Source organism: Methylobacterium sp. 142-1Y (assembly GCF_057747795.1).
On record NZ_CM173224.1, the window covers coordinates 4,444,076 to 4,462,267 of the forward strand.

At 68.5% G+C, this 18,192-nt stretch carries 17 protein-coding genes; 11 read left to right on the forward strand and 6 right to left on the reverse strand.

The features are described from left to right. Nucleotides 1-8 precede the first annotated feature (8 nt). From AC3AOF_RS20300 to AC3AOF_RS20325, 6 genes are all read left to right on the forward strand, one after another. The gene (locus tag AC3AOF_RS20300) at nt 9-533 is read left to right on the forward strand and encodes a MerR family transcriptional regulator (protein ID WP_488346322.1); all 525 of its coding nucleotides are present in this window, start codon (nt 9-11) and stop codon (nt 531-533) included. 71 nt (nt 534-604) lie between these two features. Next, the gene (locus tag AC3AOF_RS20305; protein ID WP_236989165.1) at nt 605-1,051 is read left to right on the forward strand and encodes a hypothetical protein; all 447 of its coding nucleotides are present in this window, start codon (nt 605-607) and stop codon (nt 1,049-1,051) included. Nucleotides 1,052-1,252: 201 nt separating this feature from the next. After that, entirely contained in the window at nt 1,253-1,729 is a 477-nt protein-coding gene (locus AC3AOF_RS20310; RefSeq protein WP_236989164.1) for a 4-aminobutyrate aminotransferase, read from the forward strand. A 355-nt stretch (nt 1,730-2,084) separates the two neighbouring features. Further along, on the forward strand, nt 2,085-4,037 hold the full coding sequence (locus AC3AOF_RS20315; RefSeq protein WP_203158813.1) for a PrkA family serine protein kinase: 1,953 nt from the start codon (nt 2,085-2,087) through the stop codon (nt 4,035-4,037). Between the two features lie 118 nt (nt 4,038-4,155). Then, complete coding sequence (locus tag AC3AOF_RS20320) at nt 4,156-5,472, forward strand: YeaH/YhbH family protein (RefSeq protein ID WP_488346323.1); 1,317 nt, start codon at nt 4,156-4,158, stop codon at nt 5,470-5,472. A gap of 90 nt (nt 5,473-5,562) precedes the next feature. Continuing rightward, nucleotides 5,563-7,143 carry a SpoVR family protein gene (locus AC3AOF_RS20325; protein ID WP_488346324.1) on the forward strand — a complete coding sequence of 527 codons (1,581 nt, stop codon included), beginning with the start codon at nt 5,563-5,565 and terminating at the stop codon, nt 7,141-7,143. Nucleotides 7,144-7,288: 145 nt separating this feature from the next. On the opposite strand, the gene AC3AOF_RS20330 is transcribed toward AC3AOF_RS20325, so the two are convergent. Further along, nucleotides 7,289-7,630 carry a DUF1476 domain-containing protein gene (locus AC3AOF_RS20330; RefSeq protein ID WP_488346325.1) on the reverse strand — a complete coding sequence of 114 codons (342 nt, stop codon included), beginning with the start codon at nt 7,628-7,630 and terminating at the stop codon, nt 7,289-7,291. Nucleotides 7,631-7,790: 160 nt separating this feature from the next. On the opposite strand from AC3AOF_RS20330, the gene AC3AOF_RS20335 reads away from it, so the two are divergent. Both AC3AOF_RS20335 and AC3AOF_RS20340 read left to right on the forward strand, forming a co-directional pair. Continuing rightward, complete coding sequence (locus AC3AOF_RS20335; RefSeq protein ID WP_488346326.1) at nt 7,791-8,282, forward strand: YciE/YciF ferroxidase family protein; 492 nt, start codon at nt 7,791-7,793, stop codon at nt 8,280-8,282. 42 nt (nt 8,283-8,324) lie between these two features. After that, complete coding sequence (locus tag AC3AOF_RS20340; RefSeq protein ID WP_488346327.1) at nt 8,325-8,738, forward strand: VOC family protein; 414 nt, start codon at nt 8,325-8,327, stop codon at nt 8,736-8,738. Here the strand turns inward: AC3AOF_RS20340 and AC3AOF_RS20345 are convergent. The 5 genes from AC3AOF_RS20345 to AC3AOF_RS20365 all read right to left on the reverse strand — a co-directional run bounded on the left by AC3AOF_RS20345 (nt 8,732) and on the right by AC3AOF_RS20365 (nt 14,207). After that, nucleotides 8,732-9,736, reverse strand: coding sequence for a glucokinase (locus AC3AOF_RS20345; RefSeq protein ID WP_488346328.1), 1,005 nt, complete (start codon nt 9,734-9,736; stop codon nt 8,732-8,734). The two genes, AC3AOF_RS20340 and AC3AOF_RS20345, sit on opposite strands and share 7 nt — an antisense overlap. 70 nt (nt 9,737-9,806) lie before the next feature. Beyond that, nucleotides 9,807-10,757 (reverse strand): 3-hydroxyacyl-CoA dehydrogenase family protein, encoded by a 951-nt coding sequence (locus tag AC3AOF_RS20350; RefSeq protein ID WP_488346329.1) that lies wholly within the window; start codon nt 10,755-10,757, stop codon nt 9,807-9,809. A 224-nt stretch (nt 10,758-10,981) separates the two neighbouring features. After that, nucleotides 10,982-12,010 carry a cyclase family protein gene (locus tag AC3AOF_RS20355; RefSeq protein WP_488346330.1) on the reverse strand — a complete coding sequence of 343 codons (1,029 nt, stop codon included), beginning with the start codon at nt 12,008-12,010 and terminating at the stop codon, nt 10,982-10,984. A 115-nt stretch (nt 12,011-12,125) separates the two neighbouring features. Further along, nucleotides 12,126-13,379 (reverse strand): ABC transporter substrate-binding protein, encoded by a 1,254-nt coding sequence (locus AC3AOF_RS20360; protein WP_488346331.1) that lies wholly within the window; start codon nt 13,377-13,379, stop codon nt 12,126-12,128. Between the two features lie 141 nt (nt 13,380-13,520). After that, the gene (locus AC3AOF_RS20365) at nt 13,521-14,207 is read right to left on the reverse strand and encodes a histidine phosphatase family protein (protein WP_236989154.1); all 687 of its coding nucleotides are present in this window, start codon (nt 14,205-14,207) and stop codon (nt 13,521-13,523) included. Nucleotides 14,208-14,280: 73 nt separating this feature from the next. Here AC3AOF_RS20365 and AC3AOF_RS20370 point away from each other — a divergent pair, with 73 nt between their 5' ends. From AC3AOF_RS20370 to AC3AOF_RS20380, 3 genes are all read left to right on the forward strand, one after another. After that, nucleotides 14,281-14,682, forward strand: a complete 402-nt coding sequence (locus AC3AOF_RS20370; protein ID WP_236989153.1) for a PaaI family thioesterase — start codon at nt 14,281-14,283, stop codon at nt 14,680-14,682. A 111-nt stretch (nt 14,683-14,793) separates the two neighbouring features. After that, nucleotides 14,794-16,245 (forward strand): MFS transporter, encoded by a 1,452-nt coding sequence (locus AC3AOF_RS20375; RefSeq protein WP_488346332.1) that lies wholly within the window; start codon nt 14,794-14,796, stop codon nt 16,243-16,245. Nucleotides 16,246-16,534: 289 nt separating this feature from the next. Then, nucleotides 16,535-18,187, forward strand: coding sequence for an alpha/beta hydrolase family protein (locus AC3AOF_RS20380; protein ID WP_488346333.1), 1,653 nt, complete (start codon nt 16,535-16,537; stop codon nt 18,185-18,187). Nucleotides 18,188-18,192 lie beyond the last annotated feature (5 nt).

Here is an 18,192-nt window from a genome sequence, read left to right on the forward strand (position 1 = left end):
TCGGGCCGATGACCGGGATGCCGATCGAGGACGAGGACGTCTCGGAGCCCGGCGGCGCCGACGCCTCCAGTCGCGCCCTTCTGCCTGAGAAAGAACCCGGTGCCTTCCGCACCATCAGCGAGGTCGCCGAGGACCTCGACCTGCCCCAGCACGTGCTGCGCTTCTGGGAGACGCGCTTCACGCAAGTGCGCCCGCTCAAGCGCGGCGGCAACCGGCGCTACTACCGCCCCGACGACGTCGACCTCCTGCGCGGCATCCGCCGCCTCCTTTATGGGCAGGGCTACACGATCCGCGGCGTCCAGCGGATCCTGCGCGAGCGCGGCATGCGCTTCGTCCAGGCCGTCGGCCGCGGCGAGCAGGTCGCCCCCGCCTTCGTCGAGTCCGACCACGAGCCGGAGCCCGAGACCGCCCCGCCGCCGCTGGGGCGGGCGGACCGGGCGAGCCTGAACGCCGTGCTCGATGAGTTGCGGGCGTGTCGGCGGCAGCTCGCCCAGGCACGGCAGGGGCATGCACGTCAAACGACGGACGGCTGATTCGGATCGGGCGGCGCAAAATATGCGTATCCGGCCGGAGAACCGTCGCCCCGGCACCGCGTTACGCGCACATGGCCGACCCTCGCCGCCACGCTTCCCCGACCACCGAACTGATCGCCCGGCTGATGCGCATCGTGCGCACCTGCCCGGAAGCGACGGCCGATGTGCTCGAATTGGTGCTGCTGGTGAGCCAAATCGAGGCGATTCCGGTGGTCGACCGCGATTATCGCGATGCGAAACGGGTGATCGCGCGGCTGCGCCAGCCGCTCTGGGACATGACGCCCGACCAGCGCCAGGTGCTGCGCCAGGCCGCCGACACGATCCGCGACGCCTGCCGCCTGCGCGAGAGCGATATCCCGACGGATGCGATCGGCGATGCCGGCGAGCGGGCGCGGATCGAGCGCGGGCTCGCCTCGGCCCTTGCGGGCGAGTTCACGCCGGCCCAGATCGCACGGGTGACCGGCGCCGCCCTGGCGGTGCTGCAAGCGGCGACGGGCGACGAACCCGGGGAGAGCTAGGATGATCGGCGACTATCCGGTCGAGGGGCGCGGCTACTGGATCTGGCTCGGCGGGGTGGCCCTGCTCGGGCTGTTCAACCTGTTCGTGATGCTGGTTCTGCACTGACGGATTTACGCGCCGGAAACACGCCCCCGGCCCTCGACGGCACCGGGCCCGCTCCCCACATGCGGCCGGCATCCCCTTGGAGAGCCTGAAGCCCCATGACCAGCAATTTCCGCCCGACCCTGGCGCTCGCCGTCCTGATGGCCGCCGGGCCCGTGCTGGCCGCCGGCCCCGCTTTCGCGCAGGCCGCCAAGGTGCGCGAGCATTCCGTCGCCTCCGGCAAGCAGGTCCGGCTCGTGATGGTGCCGAACCTGAAGAAGGATTGCTCGCTCGGGCCGCAGCCCGAATTGAAGGTGACGAGCCCGCCCAAGAACGGCGCCCTGATCCAGCGCGCCGGCAAGGTGAAGACCCCCGCCACCTATCGCTGCCCGAACGCCGACGCCAACGTCCAGGCCCTGTTCTACGAGAGCAAGGCGGGCTTCACCGGCACCGACGAGGTGACGGTGGAGATCAAGGGCACCGACGGCAACGTGAGCACCCAGACCATCAAGCTCACCGTCGGGCCCGCGGGCTCCAAGGAGGGCCCGAAGGACGCGCCGAAGGACGGCGCGAAGAAAGACACGACCGACCTGTGACGGCGGTCGACACGACGATCTGACCCGGGATCCGAAACGAAGCGGGAACGGCGGCCTCGCGGCCGGCGTTCCCCTAGCGTCTCGCGGAGCAGACGACGACGCTCCGAGGGGTGTGGAAAAACCGGAACAGGCGTGTCCTTTACGGCACAGGGCCGGTCGCGCACCGGCTTTGGCATTGGCGGATCTGCAACTTTCCCGGCCGCCGCGGCACGCGCCTTGCCCGCAGCCGGCCTGCATACAGGCTCCTGGCCGCCTCCGCATCCCTCCGAACGTCGCCGCGCTGCGACAAACATGGGGATATCGATTGCATCCGAGGCGGGACAGGATGATCCTGGCGATGTCGTGAGGGTCCGGAATGCCAATGCCGTCAGCGAGCGACCTCTTTCAAACTTTCGCGCGCAGCTACGAGTCCCGTCGGGACGCGGAGCTGTCCCTGTCCGAATATCTCGAAGCCTGCCGTGACAATCCCCTGATGTACGCGAGTGCGCCGGAGCGCATTCTCGACGCGATCGGCAAGCCCGAGTTCATCGACACGGCGCGGGACCCGCGCCTGGGCCGGATCTTCATGAACCGGACCATCCGCACCTATCCCGCCTTTTCCGAGTTCTACGGCATGGAGGAGACGATCGAGCGGATCGTCTCGTTCTTCCGCCATGCCGCCCAAGGTCTGGAGGAGCGCAAGCAGATCCTCTACCTGCTCGGGCCGGTCGGTGGCGGCAAGTCCTCCTTGGCCGAGCGGCTCAAGGCCCTGATGGAGGTGCATCCCATCTACGTGCTCAAGGCCGGCAACGAGATGAGCCCGGTCTTCGAGAGCCCGTTGGTGCTGTTCGACCCCGAGACGATGGGGCCGATGATCGAGGAGCGCTACGGCGTGCCGCGGCGGCGCCTGACCGGGCTGATGAGCCCGTGGTGCCTCAAGCGCCTCGACGAGTTCGGCGGCGACATCTCCAAGTTCAAGGTCGTCAAGGTCAACCCGTCGCGCCTGCGCCAGATCGGTATCGCCAAGACCGAGCCGGGCGACGAGAACAACCAGGACATCTCGTCCCTCGTCGGCAAGGTCGACATCCGCAAGCTCGAGACCCTGAGCCAGGCCGATCCCGACGCCTATTCCTATTCGGGCGGCCTCAACCGGGCGAACCAGGGCATCCTCGAATTCGTCGAGATGTTCAAGGCGCCGATCAAGATGCTGCACCCCCTGCTCACCGCGACGCAGGAGGGCAACTATGTCGGCACCGAGAATATCGGCGCGATCCCGTTCACCGGCATCATCCTCGCCCACTCGAACGAGGCCGAGTGGCAGAGCTTCAAGACCAACAAGAACAACGAAGCCTTCATCGACCGCATCTACGTCATCAAGGTGCCGTACTGCCTGCGGGTGACCGAGGAACAGCGGATCTACGAGAAGCTGGTCTCGGGTTCCGAGCTGGCCACCGCCCGCTGCGCCCCCGGCACGCTGGAGATGCTGGCCCGGTTCTCGGTGCTCTCGCGGCTGCGCGAGCACGCGAATTCCAACGTCTTCTCCAAGATGCGGGTCTATGACGGCGAGTCCCTGCGCGAGGTCGATCCCCGCGCCCGCTCGATGCAGGAATACAAGGACACCGCCGGCGTCGACGAGGGCATGGACGGGATCTCGACCCGCTTCGCCTTCAAGGTGATGGCCGCCACCTTCAACCACGACACCACCGAGGTCTCGGCCGACCCGGTCCACCTGATGTACGTCCTCGAACAGTCGCTGCGCCGCGAGCAGCTGCCGCCTGAGACCGAGAAGCGCTACCTCGAATTCATCAAGGGTGAGCTGGCGCCGCGCTACGCCGAGTTCATCGGCCACGAGATCCAGAAGGCCTACCTCGAATCGTACCACGATTACGGCCAGAACCTGTTCGACCGCTACATCGACTATGCGGACGCCTGGATCGAGGACCAGGACTTCAAGGATCCGGAGACCGGGCAGCTGCTCAACCGCGAACTCCTGAACCAGGAGCTCACCAAGATCGAGAAGCCGGCGGGCATCGCCAACCCGAAGGATTTCCGCAACGAGGTGGTGAAGTTCGCCCTGCGCTCGCGGGCCCAGCATGGCGGGCGCAACCCATCCTGGACCTCCTACGAGAAGATCCGCGAGGTGATCGAGCGGCGGATGTTCAGCCAGGTCGAGGAACTCCTGCCGGTGATCTCCTTCGGCTCGAAGAAGGACAGCGAGACCGAGAAGAAGCACGGCGAGTTCGTCGAGCGGATGAAGGACCGCGGCTATACCGAGCGCCAGGTCCGGCGCCTGGTCGAGTGGTACATGCGCGTCAAGCAAGCCGGCTGAACCGCGATCGAACCACCACGGCCCGCGGGATCGTCTTCCGCGGGCCTGCCACCCAAGGAGCGGTGGCGGGGACTATGCCCGATACGGTATGATGGCGTGATCGGAGAGCGCGAAGCGGATGCACATCATCGATCGACGCCTCAATCCCGGCGGCAAGAGCCTGGCGAACCGGCAGCGTTTCCTGCGCCGGGTCCGCGACGTGGCCCAGCGCGCCGTGCGCGAGGCGGCCCGGGACAAGGACATCAAGGATCTCGGCAAGGACGGCAACGTCACCGTTCCGGTCGACGGGGTGCGTGAGCCGAAATTCACCCGCAACCCCTCGACCGGGATCAACGACCACATCCTGCCGGGCAACAAGACCTATATCGAGGGTGACCTGATCGAGCGCCCGCCGGGCGGCGGCGGGGGAGGGGGCGGCAGCGGCGAGGGCAGCGACGGCGGGGCCGACGGCGAGGACACGTTCCGCTTCGTCCTCACCCGCGAGGAATTCCTGGAACTCTTCCTCGAGGATCTCGAACTGCCCGATCTCGCCAAGCGCCGCCTCGCGGTGGTCGAGACCGCCACGCTACGCCGGGCCGGCTACACGGTGTCGGGCTCGCCCGCCAACCTGGCGCTCGGGCGGACCCTGCGCAACTCGCTGTCGCGGCGCATCGCGCTGAAGCGGCCCAAATCCGTCGAGATGGAGGCCCTGGCAGACGAAATCCGGGAACTGGAGGAGAGCCAGCCCGACGCGGTGGTCCTCGACGAATTGAAGGCGGAGCTGGAGCGCCTGCGCACCCGCTCGCAGCGCATCCCTTACGTCGATCCGATCGACCTGCGCTACCGTCGCTTCGAGCCCTATCCGCGCCCGGTGGCCCAGGCGGTCATGTTCTGCCTGATGGACGTCTCGGGCTCGATGACCGAGCACATGAAGGACCTCGCCAAGCGGTTCTACATTCTGCTCCACATCTTCCTGACCCGGCGCTACAAGCACGTCGAGATCGTCTTCATCCGCCATACCGACCACGCCAAGGAGGTCGACGAGGAGACGTTCTTCGGCTCGCGCGAGACCGGCGGCACGCTGGTCTCCTCGGCTTTGGTCGAGATGAAGCGGATCATCGCCGAGCGCTACAATCCCGAGGACTGGAACATCTACGCGGCGCAAGCCTCGGATGGCGACAACGTATCGAGCGACGGCGCCACGTCGCAGGACCTCTTGCGCTCGGCGATCCTGCCGGCCTGCCAGTACTTCGCCTATCTCGAAGTCGGCGACGAGGGCGGGCCGCGGGCGGGCTTCGTCGAGCACCGCACCACCTTGTGGCGCACCTACGAGCCGGTCTCGAAGACCAATTCGGTGCTGGCCATGCGCAAGGTCAACCACCGCCGCGACATCTACCCGGTCTTCCGCGAGCTGTTCGCCCGCAACAAGGCCGGGCAGGAGGCCGCGTCACCGTGACGACGCGCGGTCCTTGAGTCCGCGCGATTCGAGTTCAGGATTCGCATCCCGCCGGGGGATGCGTCCAGGCACCGGGAGGTCCGACGCCCGATGAGTTCCGCCACCTTCGGCGCGCGGCCCGCCGGCCCGGCCGTGATCGCCAAGAACACCCCGCTCTTCACCGGCAACGACTGGGATTTCGACACCATCCGGCGCATCCACGACGCCTGCGAGGCGATCGCCGGACCCGAACTCGGCCTGAGCTGGTACCCGAACCAGATCGAGATCATCACCGCCGAGCAGATGCTGGACGCCTATGCGTCGATCGGCATGCCGTTGTTCTACAAGCACTGGTCGTTCGGTAAGCACTTCGCCCAGCACGAGGCCGGCTATCGCCGCGGCCTGATGGGGCTCGCCTACGAGATCGTCATCAACTCCGACCCGTGCATCTCCTACATCATGGAGGAGAACACGGCGACGATGCAGACTCTGGTCATCGCCCACGCCGCCTTCGGCCATAACCACTTCTTCAAGAACAACTACCTGTTCCGGCAATGGACGGATGCGGAAGGCATCCTCGACTACCTCGACTTCGCCAAGACCTTCATCACACGGTGCGAGGAGCGCTACGGCCACAATGCCGTCGAGGCCGTGCTGGACGCCGCCCACGCCCTGATGAACCAGGGCGTGCACCGCTATCCGCGCAAGAAGCGCCCCGACCTCTCCTCCGAGCAGCGCCGCGAGCGCGAGCGCCACGAGCACCAGGAGAGGATGTACAACGACCTCTGGCGCACCCTGCCGGCCAAGACCCAGTCCGGAAAGCCGGACCCGGGGGCCGAGCGGCGCCGGGCGCTCCTGGAACTGCCGCAGGAGAACATCCTCTACTTCCTGGAGAAGGCGGCGCCGCGGCTGCAGCCCTGGCAGCGCGAGATCCTGCGCATCGTCCGCCACGTGGCGCAGTATTTCTATCCGCAGCGCCAGACCAAGGTGATGAACGAGGGCTGCGCCACCTACAATCACTACCGGATCATGACCCGCCTGTCGGAGACCGGGCAGATCAACGAGGCGGCCTACCTCGAATTCCTGCAATCGCATACCAACGTGATCCGCCAGCCGACCTACGACGACCGGCATTACGGCGGCCACAACCCTTATGCCATCGGCTTTGCCATGATGACGGACATCGCCCGCATCTGCACCGAGCCGACCGAGGAGGACCGGGCCTGGTTCCCCGACATCGCCGGCAGCGGCGACGCGATGGAGGTCCTTCGCGATGTCTGGGCGAATTATCGCGACGAGAGCTTCATCGCCCAGTTCCTCAGCCCGAAGCTGATGCGCCAGCTGCGGCTGTTCCACGTCACCGACGATCCGGACAAGCCGGAACTCCGCGTCGAGGCGATCCACGACGAGCGCGGCTACCGGAAGTTGCGCCGGGCCTTCGCGCGGCAATACGACGTCGCCTGGCTCGATCCCGACATCGAGGTGGTGGATGTCGACCTGGAGGGCGACCGCAAGCTGATCCTGCACCACAAGGTGCTCAACCGGGTCCTGCTCAACAAGGACGACGCGATGCGGGTGCTCCAGCACCTCGCCGATTTGTGGGGCTACGACGTCCTGATGAAGGAGGTCGATACCACGACCGGGGCGGTGCTCAAGGAGCATACGGCCAGCGCGCGGCCGACCTTCTTCTGAAGAATCGTCCGTTCCGACCTCGACATGACGACCACCCCCCACGTCATCCCGGGTTCTCAGCTACGCCGAGCCGAGTAATGACGTAGAGGGTGACAGCAAGAACGGTGAATTCCACCCTCTGCGTCGAGGAACGGCCTCGGACCCTTCAGCTCCTCGCCTGCTCGCGCACGGTCCGGGCCGCCTCGACCCCGGTGCGGGCGATCAGCCCGGGCAGGTCGTCGGCGGCGATGCCCTTCGCCGCGAGGTCGGCCCGCAGCCGGTCGGCCAGGGCCTCGTCGGGTGTCCGGCCTGCCGGGGGAGGGGTCGCGCCCGCCTCGACCAGGCGCCTCTTGTAGGCCTCCGCCTCGCTGCCGGTAAGGTGCAGGCGTTCGCACATCCAGGCGGCCAGCATCTTGTTGCGCCGCGCGAGCGCCAGGAAGCGCAGTTCCTCGTCGAGGGCGAACAGAGCCTCGGCGGCCCTTTCCCGTTCGTCGAACAGCGTGGTCATGGGGTGATCTCCGCGGATGTGCTGCCCCCTGACGGAAAGTGGCATCGGCCGCCCGTGTGAACCAGGGTCTGCCCCATCACGAAGCCCGTGATCACGAGAGGAACGAAGGCGGCGACCGGTACGTTGCCGGGGCACATCGGTACCCCACGGGAGCATGACCATGGCCGACGACAAGAACCTCCGGGCGCTCTTCCTGCACCAGCTCAAGGACACCTACTTCGCCGAGAACGCGATCCTGAAGGCGCTGCCGAAGATGGCGAAGGCCGCCCGCTCCGAGGAGCTGCGGGGCGCCTTCGCCGTCCATGTCGAGGAGACCCGCGAACAGGTGAAGCGCCTCGATCAGGTGTTTCGGATCGTCGGCGAGAAGCCCGAGGGCGTCACCTGCAAGGCGATCCAGGGCATCATCGCCGAGGGCGAGGAGGTGATGCAGGAATTCGCCGGCAGCGAGGCGCTCGATGCCGGCCTGATCGCCGCCGCGCAGGCCGTGGAGCATTACGAGATCACCCGCTACGGCACCCTTCTGGCCTGGGCCAAGCAGTTGGGGCTCGGCGAGGCCGAGAGCCTGATCAAGGAGACCTTGGTCGAGGAGGAGAACACCGACGAGCTCCTGTCCGAGCTCGCCGAGGAGGCGGTCAACCCGGCCGCCGCGTAACCGCTCAAGGCTCCCATGCGTTCTCCGGTGGGGGGTGACGCCATGCCGGAGATCGCCGGGATCCTCGAGACGGTCCTCTACGTCGACGACCTCGCGCGGGCGGCCGCGTTCTGGGGCGGGCCGATGGGCCTGCCCTGCCTCCACGAGGACCATCGGATGCGGGCCTACGACGTCGCCGGGCGCGGCGTCCTGCTGCTGTTTCCCCGCGGCGGCTCGCTGCACGCAATTCCGACGCCCGGCGGGACCATTCCGCCGCATGACGGATCGGGCCCGCTGCATCTCGCCCTGGCGATCCCGGCCGATGCGCTGGAGGAATGGGAGCGGCACCTCGCGGCACACGGCATCGCCATCGAGGGCCGCACGACCTGGCCGCGCGGCGGCGTCAGCCTGTACTTTCGCGATCCCGACGGTCACCTGGTGGAACTGGCGACGCCGGGATTGTGGAAGGGCTATTGATCCGTCCCCTTCGCCGTCCAGTGCTGCCCGTCATAGGCGAAACGCTCCGGCTGGCAGGCGAGGGCCGAGAGGCCGGCGAGCGCCGGGTCGGCGATGGTGATGACGCAGGTCGGAATCTGCGTCATCCGGTCGGCGAAGGGCGGCTTGTGCTCGAAGGCCTGCCGGAAGGCGCCCTCGTTCAGCACGTCGAGGATCCGAGGCACGATGCCGCCGCCGATATAGACCCCGCCGGTCGCCAGGAAGGTGAGGGCGAGGTCGCCGCAGAGCCGCCCGAGCAGCTTGGAAAACACCCGCAACGTGCGCTGTGCCGCCGGATCCTCGCCCGACATTCCGCGCTCGGTGATGTCCTTCGGGTCCAGCTCAGCCCCGCCGAGCCCGGCATGGAGCCGGGTGAGGCCGGGGCCGGAGAGGAGCGATTCGACGGTGATGCGGCCCTCGATCCGGGAGAGATGCGGCCAGAACGCGAACTCCTCCGCGTCGCTCGGCCCGAAATCGGTGTGGCCGGCCTCGGTCGACACGATGGCGAGTTGCTTGCCGTAGGGCACGAGGCCGGCGGCGCCGAAGCCGGTGCCGGGGCCGAGCACCAGGCGGGCGCCGCCGTCGGGGCAGAGGGTCGGGCCGATCTGCTCGAGGATCGAGCGGTCGCGCCCGGCCGGGTCGAGATCGGCGGCGCCGGCCGCGACCGGCACGTAGTCGTTGACGATCCGGCAACTCGCGAGGCCGAAATCGCGGCCGATCCGCTCGCCCTCGATCACCCAATGGGCGTTGGTGAGATGCACCGCCGGCCCGTCGACCCGGGCCGCCACCGCCAGGATGGCCGAGCGGGGCGGGGCAACCTTGCTTTTCGCCAGGGCATCGCGGATCGCCGCGCTCGGATCGGGATAGGCGGCGGTCTTCTCGTGGGCGAGGACGACCGGCGCGGCCCCCGGCGTCTCCTGCACGGCAAAGCGCGCATTGGTGCCACCGATATCGCCGAACAGGACCGGGAACTCGAACATGGCCGCCGCCTCGCCTCCGGAGCACTCACGGCTTCCGGTTATAGCGCCGCGGCGGCCCCGGTCGACGGGTTCACTCGCCTTCCATGCGGCCGACCTGCTTCATCGCCTGCTTCAGGGCGAGCAGGCGCCGGTCGCGGTCGCGAAAAAGCTCGGCCGGGTCGCGCCCGCCCCAGTCGAAGAAGCCCTTGCCCGCCATCACGCCGGTGCGCCCCTGCGCCACCAGTTCGTCGACCGCGTCCGAGCGGGTGCGCGCCGGCGGCGGGCTGTAGCTGGCATTGGCGAGCGCGTGGCGCAGCAATTCGATGCCGGTGAAATCCGCCTTGGCGAGGTGGCCGAGGATCGGGATGCGCAAGGCCAGCCCGTGGATGATGGCGTCGTCGATCTCGCGAGCCGAGGCCACGCCCTCGTCGAGGAGGTGATAGACCTCTGCCGAGATCGCGGACTGGATCCGGTTGGCGACGTAGCCCGGGATGAAGCGCTTGAGCACGATCGGCACCTGGCCGAGGCCCAGCACCAGCTGGCGCGCCTCCTCGATCACCGCCGGATCGGTGTGGGGTCCCGGCACCACGTCGACGAGGTCGACGATGTAGGGCGGGGTGTACCAGTGCATCACCAGGGCGTTCCGCTGCCGGCCCTCCGGGATCAGCGGGAAGACGTCGAGGTAGCTGGTGTTGCTGGCGATCCGGGTGTCCGGCGCGCAGAGCCGGTCGAGCTCGGCGAACAGGGTACGCTTGGCCTCGGGATTCTCGGTGATCGCCTCGATGACGAGGCTCGCGCCCGCGACGGTTGCGGCGAGATCGGGTTCGAGGCGGATGGCTTGCGCGGCGCGTTCCGGCGTCCAGTCGGCCGAGACGGCGCCGGCCTCGCGCAGGGTGTCGAGGGCCGAGGCGATCAGGCCCGGCACCCGCTCCAGGGTCTCCGGCCGGCTGTCGGTCAGCCGCACCCGGTGCCCGCCCAGCGCCAGCACGAGGGCGATGCCGTGCCCCATCAAGCCGGCCCCGATGACCGCGATCTCGCTCATGGTATCCTCCCGTATGGATTGTCTGTCGTGGCTTCGAGCGATTCGCGGCAACTCTATTGCCCCACCCGCGCCCTCATCCTGAGGTGCTGCCGCTTGCGGCAGCCTCGAAGGAGGGCTCCAGAAGCCTCTGTGGTCCCTGGAGCCCTCCTTCGAGGTCGGTCCATCTCCGATAGACTGACACCTCAGGATGAGGTGAGAGGATGGGAGGAGCCCTTCGATCTCGCTCACACCGTGGCGATCGGCGTCGTCGGCGAGCCGACCGCTCCCGGCAGCCGCAGGGGCGGCGCCGTGAGGAGGAAGCGGAAGCGGCCATTCGCCCGCAGCCAGGTCGCGAGCGGGGTGAGGTGCCACAATTCGCCGAGATTGACCCCGAGCCGGAACAGGCAATGCTCGTGGAGAGGCAGGGTCGCGCAGCAGCCGTCCCCCGGTAGAGCCGGATGGACCTCGACGGCGTAGTTGTCGGCGATCAGCGCGCAGAGCCCCGAATCGGTGATCCAGTTCAGGAGCTTGCGGTCGCGTCCGTCGAGGCCGGCGCAGAGGTCGTGGACGACGGCCGGATCGGGATTGCGGTTCATGCCGAGCAGCCGTTCGGCAAAGCCCGTATGCAGGCAGACCATGTCGCCGGGCTCGACCACGACCCCGTCGGCGTCGAGGATGCGGCGGAGTTGATTGTAGCCGACCGCCACCCGCGCATCGCCGAGATGGGCGTGGAGATCGATCAGCACGCCCCGGCCCTGCATGCCGCGCTCGGCCAGCCGCTCGATGCCGAGCGCCTGGGCGCGGGAGGGGGCGCCCGCCTCCTCCGCCGTCGCCGGTCCGGTGATGTCCGAGCCGGCCCGGAAGCCGTTATAGTAGACCGGGCGCGGGGTGCCGTCGCCCTCGACGTCGAACAGCGAGCCGACATGGGCGAGGCTGTCCCACTGCGTCGAGTATTGCAGGTGCAGCACCGCGAGATCGTCGCTGATGACGTCGGTGGCGTCCGGCACCTCCTCGCAGACCGGAAAATTCATGTTCGGCCGTCCGCTCGCCCGCACCGTCGGGCGGATTTGCGGTGCGTGGCGGCGGGGGTTCAGCACGTTGCCGCCCGGGAAGTCGAGGGGCAGGCTGAGGCAGAAGGTCAGGCCCTCCCGCACCTCGGCCGCGCCCTGGCGCACCTTCTCGGGGGTCAGCAGGTTGAGCCGGCCGAGCTCGTCGTCGGGGCCGAAATCGCCCCAGGTCGAGCCCTCCGGGCGGCGGCGCCAGCGCAGGGTCATGAATGTAGCCCTCGCCGCTGGCGCTGCGAGGGCGGTCCGCCGCCCGCGCGGCGGCGCGCTGTCGCGCTCGCCGATGGCCGGGGGCCGTTCGATTGCAGTGTTCCGGCCATCGGGGTCATTTCTTCACCAGGGGACAGCGGGAGGCGGACAAGGGCTGGAAGGCCTGTTCGCCCGGAATCGTGGCGACGCGCTTGTAGAGGTCCCACGGCCCCTTCGATTCTTCGGGCTTCTTGACCTCGAAAAGATACATGTCGTGGATCATGCGGCCGTCCTCCCGGATGCGCCCGCCCCGGGCGTAGAAGTCGTCGACCGGCATCTCGCGCATCGCCTGCATCACCGGCGCGGTCTCGTCGGTGCCGGCCTTCCGGACCGCCTTCAGGTAGTGCATCACCGTCGAGTAGACGCCGGCCTGGGACATGTTCGGCATCTTGCCGACCCGCTCGAAATACCGCTTCGACCAGGCCCGGGTCTCGTCGTCGAGATCCCAGTAGAAGCCCTCGGTGAGGAGCATACCCTGCGTTGCCTTCAGCCCCAGGCTGTGCACGTCGCTGATATAGACCAGCAACCCTGCGAGCTTCTGCCCGCCTTGCGTCAGGCCGAACTCGGCGGCCTGCTTGATCGCGTTGGTGGTGTCGGCGCCAGCATTGGCGAGCCCGACCACCTTGGCGCCCGAACCTTGCGCCTGGAGCAGGAAGGACGAGAAATCGGCGTTGTTGAGCGGGGCCCGCACGCTGCCCAGCACCTTGCCGCCATTCGCCTTCACCACGGCGCTCGCGTCGCGCTCGAGGTCCTGGCCGAAGGCGTAGTCGGCGGTAACGAAGAACCACGAATCGCCGCCCGCCTTGACGGTGGCAAGCGCGGTGGAATGGGCCAGCGCGTAGGTGTCGTAGGCCCAGTGGACCGAGACCGGGGAACAGGCCTCGTTGGTGAGCCGCACCGAGCCGGGACCGTTGAACACGATCACCTTGTTCTTCGCCTTGGCGATGTCGGCGGCGGCGAGCGCGGTGGCGGAGGCGGCGATGTCCAGGATCGCGTCGACGCCGCCGGTATCGAACCAGGCCCGGGCGGTGGCCGCCGCGATGTCCGGCTTGTTCTGGTGGTCGGCGACCACGACCTCGATCGCGGCGCCCAGCACCGTGCCTCCGAAATCCTCCACCGCCATGCGGGCCGCCGCGGCGCTGCCGGGCCCGGTCACGTCGGCATAGGGCCCCGACATGTCGAGCAGGAAGCCGAGGCGCACGACACCGTCGGAGATCCTGGCCGAGATGCCTGCGGGGGTCTTCGGGGGATTGCCGGCAGGCGCCTGCTGCGCGCAGGCCGCCCCCTGCCACACCACGGCCAGAGCCGCCGCCAGAAGCGTTGTCCTCACCCGGTCCGTCCTTCGTCGAAGACGTTCGTTCGTGCGGTACGCCGTCGAGGGCGCCCGGGTGCATGGTCCGGACAAGGGGGCCCGGTTGTCAACTGCGGAGGAAGCGGCCGGTGCTGAAAAACCGGTATGGCCCCGATGCCGTCAGGCCGCCGGCCCGGCTCCCTCCGCAGCCCCGAGCCAGGGCTGGGCGTTCACCATCCCGACCCGCCAGCCCGCCCCGTCCGGGCCGGCATAATGGTCGAGGCGGGTGAGCGAGCAATTGTCGATCGCGAAGGCGAGGCCGCCCTGGGCCCCGAGATTCAGCGCGAGCGCGATCGCCGCCCGGATCGTGCCGCCATGGGCCACCGCCACGATGTCGCTGCCGCGATGCTCGGCGGTGAGCTCGGCGATGGCCGCGTTCACCCGCGCGCACAGCTCCGAAAAGCTCTCGCCCCCCGGCGGGCGCTCGTCGGCGGGGGCGAACCAGTAGCTCGCGGCTTCAGGCTGGCGCTCGGCGAAGAAGCGCGTCCGGTCCTGGCCCTGCCACTCGCCGAGATTCTGTTCGGCCAGGGCCGGCAGGGCCGTCAGGCGGGGGACATTGCCGTCCACCGTGAAGTCGCCGGCCTGCCACAGGGCCTCGGCGGTCTGGCGGGTGCGGCCGAGATGGCTCGCGACCCAGACCGCGCCGCGGGGCAGGACCGGAGCGAGGCCGGAGAAGACGTGGGCGTCGCTGCAATCGCACGCGATGTCGCTGCCGCCGTAGATGCGGCCGCCATCGCTCCGTACGGGGGCGTGACGCACCCACCACCAGCGGGTGCGGACGAAGGAGGTGGGGGTCGAAGCGCTCATGCTCCGTCATAGCGCGAATTGCCACGCCGGCGAACACTCCCCATAGCTGCGGCACCCGAGACGGAGCGAACGGATGGACGAGGCGGAGAACGGCATGATCTACGGCGCGGACATCCCGTTCGCCCGGCTCTGCGGCATCGAGGCGCTCGCCGTCGTCGAGGGGCGCACGCGGCTGCGACTGGAACTGGGACCGCAGCACGGCAACAACCTCGGCATCGCCCATGGCGGCATCCTCTGCACCCTCCTCGACATCGCGATGGGCACGGTGGCCCGGCTCACCGCCGGCCGGCCGGTGGTGACCCTCGACATGCAGACCCGCTTCCTCTCGCCCGGGAACGGGGTGCTCGTGGCCGAGGGGCGGGTGACGCGGGCCGGCCAATCGATCCTGTTCTGCGATGCCGAGATCCGCGACGAAGCCGGGCGGGTGGTGGCGACCGCCACGGGGGTGTTCAAGCCGGTCGGCGCCAAGGGGTAGGCGGAGTCTCGGCATCGGCCGCAGATGTTTCTCGGATGTTGCGGGTTCCCCTGGCGGCGCCGGGAGCCATGTTCGCGGGCACAGGTCGGTTTGCGAGCCGGAAGGGCCTCGATGACGCGTTCCCTCAGCCCCCGCACCGCCCCCGGCGGCGTGATCGAAACCGACGTGTCGGCCCGGCTCGACCGGCTGCCCTGGGGCCGGTTCCACACGCTGGTGGTGCTGGCGCTCGGCATCACCTGGGTGCTCGACGGGCTCGAGGTGACGCTGGCGGGCGCGCTCGCCGGTGCACTGAAGGCGAGCCCGACGCTCCGGTTCTCCAATGCCGAGATCGGGCTCGCCACCTCGAGCTACCTCGCCGGCGCGGTGCTCGGTGCCGTCGGATTCGGGTGGCTGACCGACCGGCTCGGGCGGAAAAAACTCTTCTTCATCACGCTCGCGGTCTACCTCGCGGCCACCGCCGCCACCGGCCTGTCCTGGAACCTGTGGAGCTTCTGCGTCTTCCGCTTCCTCACCGGCGCCGGCATCGGCGGCGAGTACACGGCGATCAACTCGACCATTCAGGAACTGATCCCGGCCCGCGCCCGCGGCTGGACCGACCTCGTCATCAACGGCAGCTTCTGGCTCGGCGCGGTGCTCGGCGCCGGCACCTCGCTGGTCGTGCTCGACCCCGCCCTGTTCGGGCCGGATCTCGGCTGGCGCGTCGCCTTCGGGCTCGGCGCGTTCCTCGGGCTCGTCATCCTGTTCTTGCGCACCTGGATCCCCGAGAGCCCGCGCTGGCTGATGACCCATGGCCGGCACGAGGAGGCCGAGGCGCTGGTCGCCGGGATCGAAGCGCGCTTCCGCAAGGAGGGCCACGTCCTGAGCGACGGCCCGTTCCCGAAGGCGCGGCTGCGCCAGCGCAGCCACACGCCGCTCTCGGAGGTGGTGTCCGCGCTCAAGGCCTACCGGCAGCGGGCGGGGGTGGGGCTCGCGCTGATGTCCGCCCAGGCCTTCTTCTACAACGCGATCTTCTTCACCTACGCGCTGATCCTGATCGACTTCTACAAAGTGCCGGCGGACGGGGTCGGCTGGTACATCCTGCCCTTCGCCGCCGGCAACTTCCTGGGGCCGGTGCTGCTCGGCCGTCTGTTCGACACGCTCGGCCGCAAACCCATGATCGCCTTCACCTACGGGATGTCGGGCGTGCTGCTGGCCTTGAGCGGCTGGGCGTTCCAGCAGGAGATCGTCACCGCGACGACCCTGACCTTATGCTGGATGGCGGTGTTCTTCTTCGCGTCGGCTGCGGCGAGTTCGGCCTATCTCACGGTGAGCGAGGTGTTTCCCCTCGAGATCCGGGCGCTCGCCATCGCGCTGTTCTACGCGGTCGGCACCTCGGTCGGGGCGGTCGGGCCGGCCCTGTTCGGGGTGCTGATCGAGGGCCATTCGCGCAACGCCATCTTCGGCGGCTACCTGCTGGCATCCGTGCTGATGATCGCCGCCGGGGTGGTGGCGGGAATCTGGGGCGTGGCGGCGGAGCGGAAGTCCCTGGAGGATGTGGCGCGGCCGTTGGCGGCGGAGGAGTAGGCGCGCAGACCGAACACGCAGGGGACGGCTCAAGCTCGGCCGTTCCGGCACGAGAGACGCGTTACGATCGCGGCTCTCGTTGAGCTTGCCCAGATCTTTGATTGTGCCGCATTTTCTTCGACGAACCGGTATCCGCTTCGTCGGACGATGCTCTATTCTCATCAGGAAGTTGCACTGGCGCCGCGTGACGGAAGCGGGCACTGTCGTCACTTGCCCATCAGACGGCGCGATCGGCAGTTGAAGTAAGGCAGTCATTGCAAAAAATTATACGCAACCGGGAGGAAACGTCATGCCGGCTCCGACCACGCAGAATTTCTTCGACGCCTCGAACTGGGTCTACGGCTATAGCGACAGCAACGCGCTGCCGCCGATCCCGGTCGGCTTGACGCCGTTCTATTACAAGACCGATCAGTTCGATTCCGGCCTGCTTCCGAGCGGGTTTCACGGCGCGGCCTTCCTCATTCCCGGCGTCCCGCCGCAGGTGATCATCGCCTTCGAGGGCACCGACGTCTCGGGCCTCGACACGAGGCCCGACTTCCTGCTGGCGCAGCTCGAAGCGGATGTGAGCCTCTTCGTCGGGGTCGTCCCGCAGGCCTTGCGCGACGCGGCGGCCTTCACCCAGGAGGTGCTCGCCGCGGCGAACGCGCAAGGCATCCAGGCCGGCCAGGTCCACCTCACCGGCCATTCCCTCGGGGCCGCTGCGGCGTCCTACGCCTCGACGCGCACGGGCCTCGACGGGACGACCTTCGCGGCGCCGGGGCTTCCCTCCAACGCGGTCCCGTTCGGCGGCGCCGGCACCCTGACCAACTACGTCGATTACGGCGATCCCGTCGGGAATTACAGCGCCACCCCCAACAACATCGAGGACGGATTCCTCTATTCCAACGCGATCCGGCGCGTCGGCGATCCGCGCTACATCGGGGACATCCTGGATTCCGGGCTCCTCGCCGCCGCCGCGGCGTCGGCGGCGCCGGGCAATCCCGATCCGGTGCGCGCCGCCGGTCTCGTCGGGCTCGGGGCCCTGGCGGCGGAGTATCATCCTCTCACGAATTACGGCGAGGACCTGAACCTCCTCCTCACCGATACGCCCGTGCTGGCCGATGGCAGCCGGATCGTCTCCGGCAAGGACTACGCCCAGTTCTACGGCGACATCATCGACCGGAATTTCCTGGTCGGCGATGCGTTCTACGCCATCCACAATCCCGACGTGCGCGAAGCGGGCATCGATGCGGAGCGGCATTACGACCAGTACGGCTGGCGCGAGGGCCGCGACCCCGACGCCTTCTTCTCCACCACCGGCTACCTCGCCGCCAATCCGGACGTCCGCGCGGCGAACGTCAACCCGCTGCAGCATTTCGACCAGTATGGCTGGCGGGAGGGGCGTGATCCGTCGGCGGAGTTCGACACCGGCCTCTATCTCAAGAACAACCCGGACGTCGCCGCGGCCGGGATCGATCCTCTCGCCCATTACCTGCAATACGGCCGGGCCGAGGGCCGGGAGATCGACGCCGCCATCGGCCCGGCCGCCTCGTTCACCCACGGGTCGTTCGACGCCGAATATTATCTCCTCGCCTATGACGACGTGGCGGCGGCGGCCCTGCGCAGCGGCGGCGATACGCTCGACTACGCCTACCGGCATTACGAGCAGTATGGCTGGCGCGAGGGGCGCGATCCGAACGCGCTCTTCGACACCAAGGGCTACCTCGCCGCCTACGGGGACGTGAAGGCGGCCGGGATCGACCCGCTGATGCACTACGACGTTTACGGCTGGAAGGAGGGCCGCGACCCGTCGAAGGGATTCGATACGACGGAATACCTCGCGGCCTACGGCGACGTCGCCCAGGCGCGTATCGATCCGCTGACCCATTACCTGCAATACGGCGCCCTCGAAGGGCGCTCGACCTTCGGGGATGGCACGTTCGGCGCCGGCGCCACCGGCTGAACGGA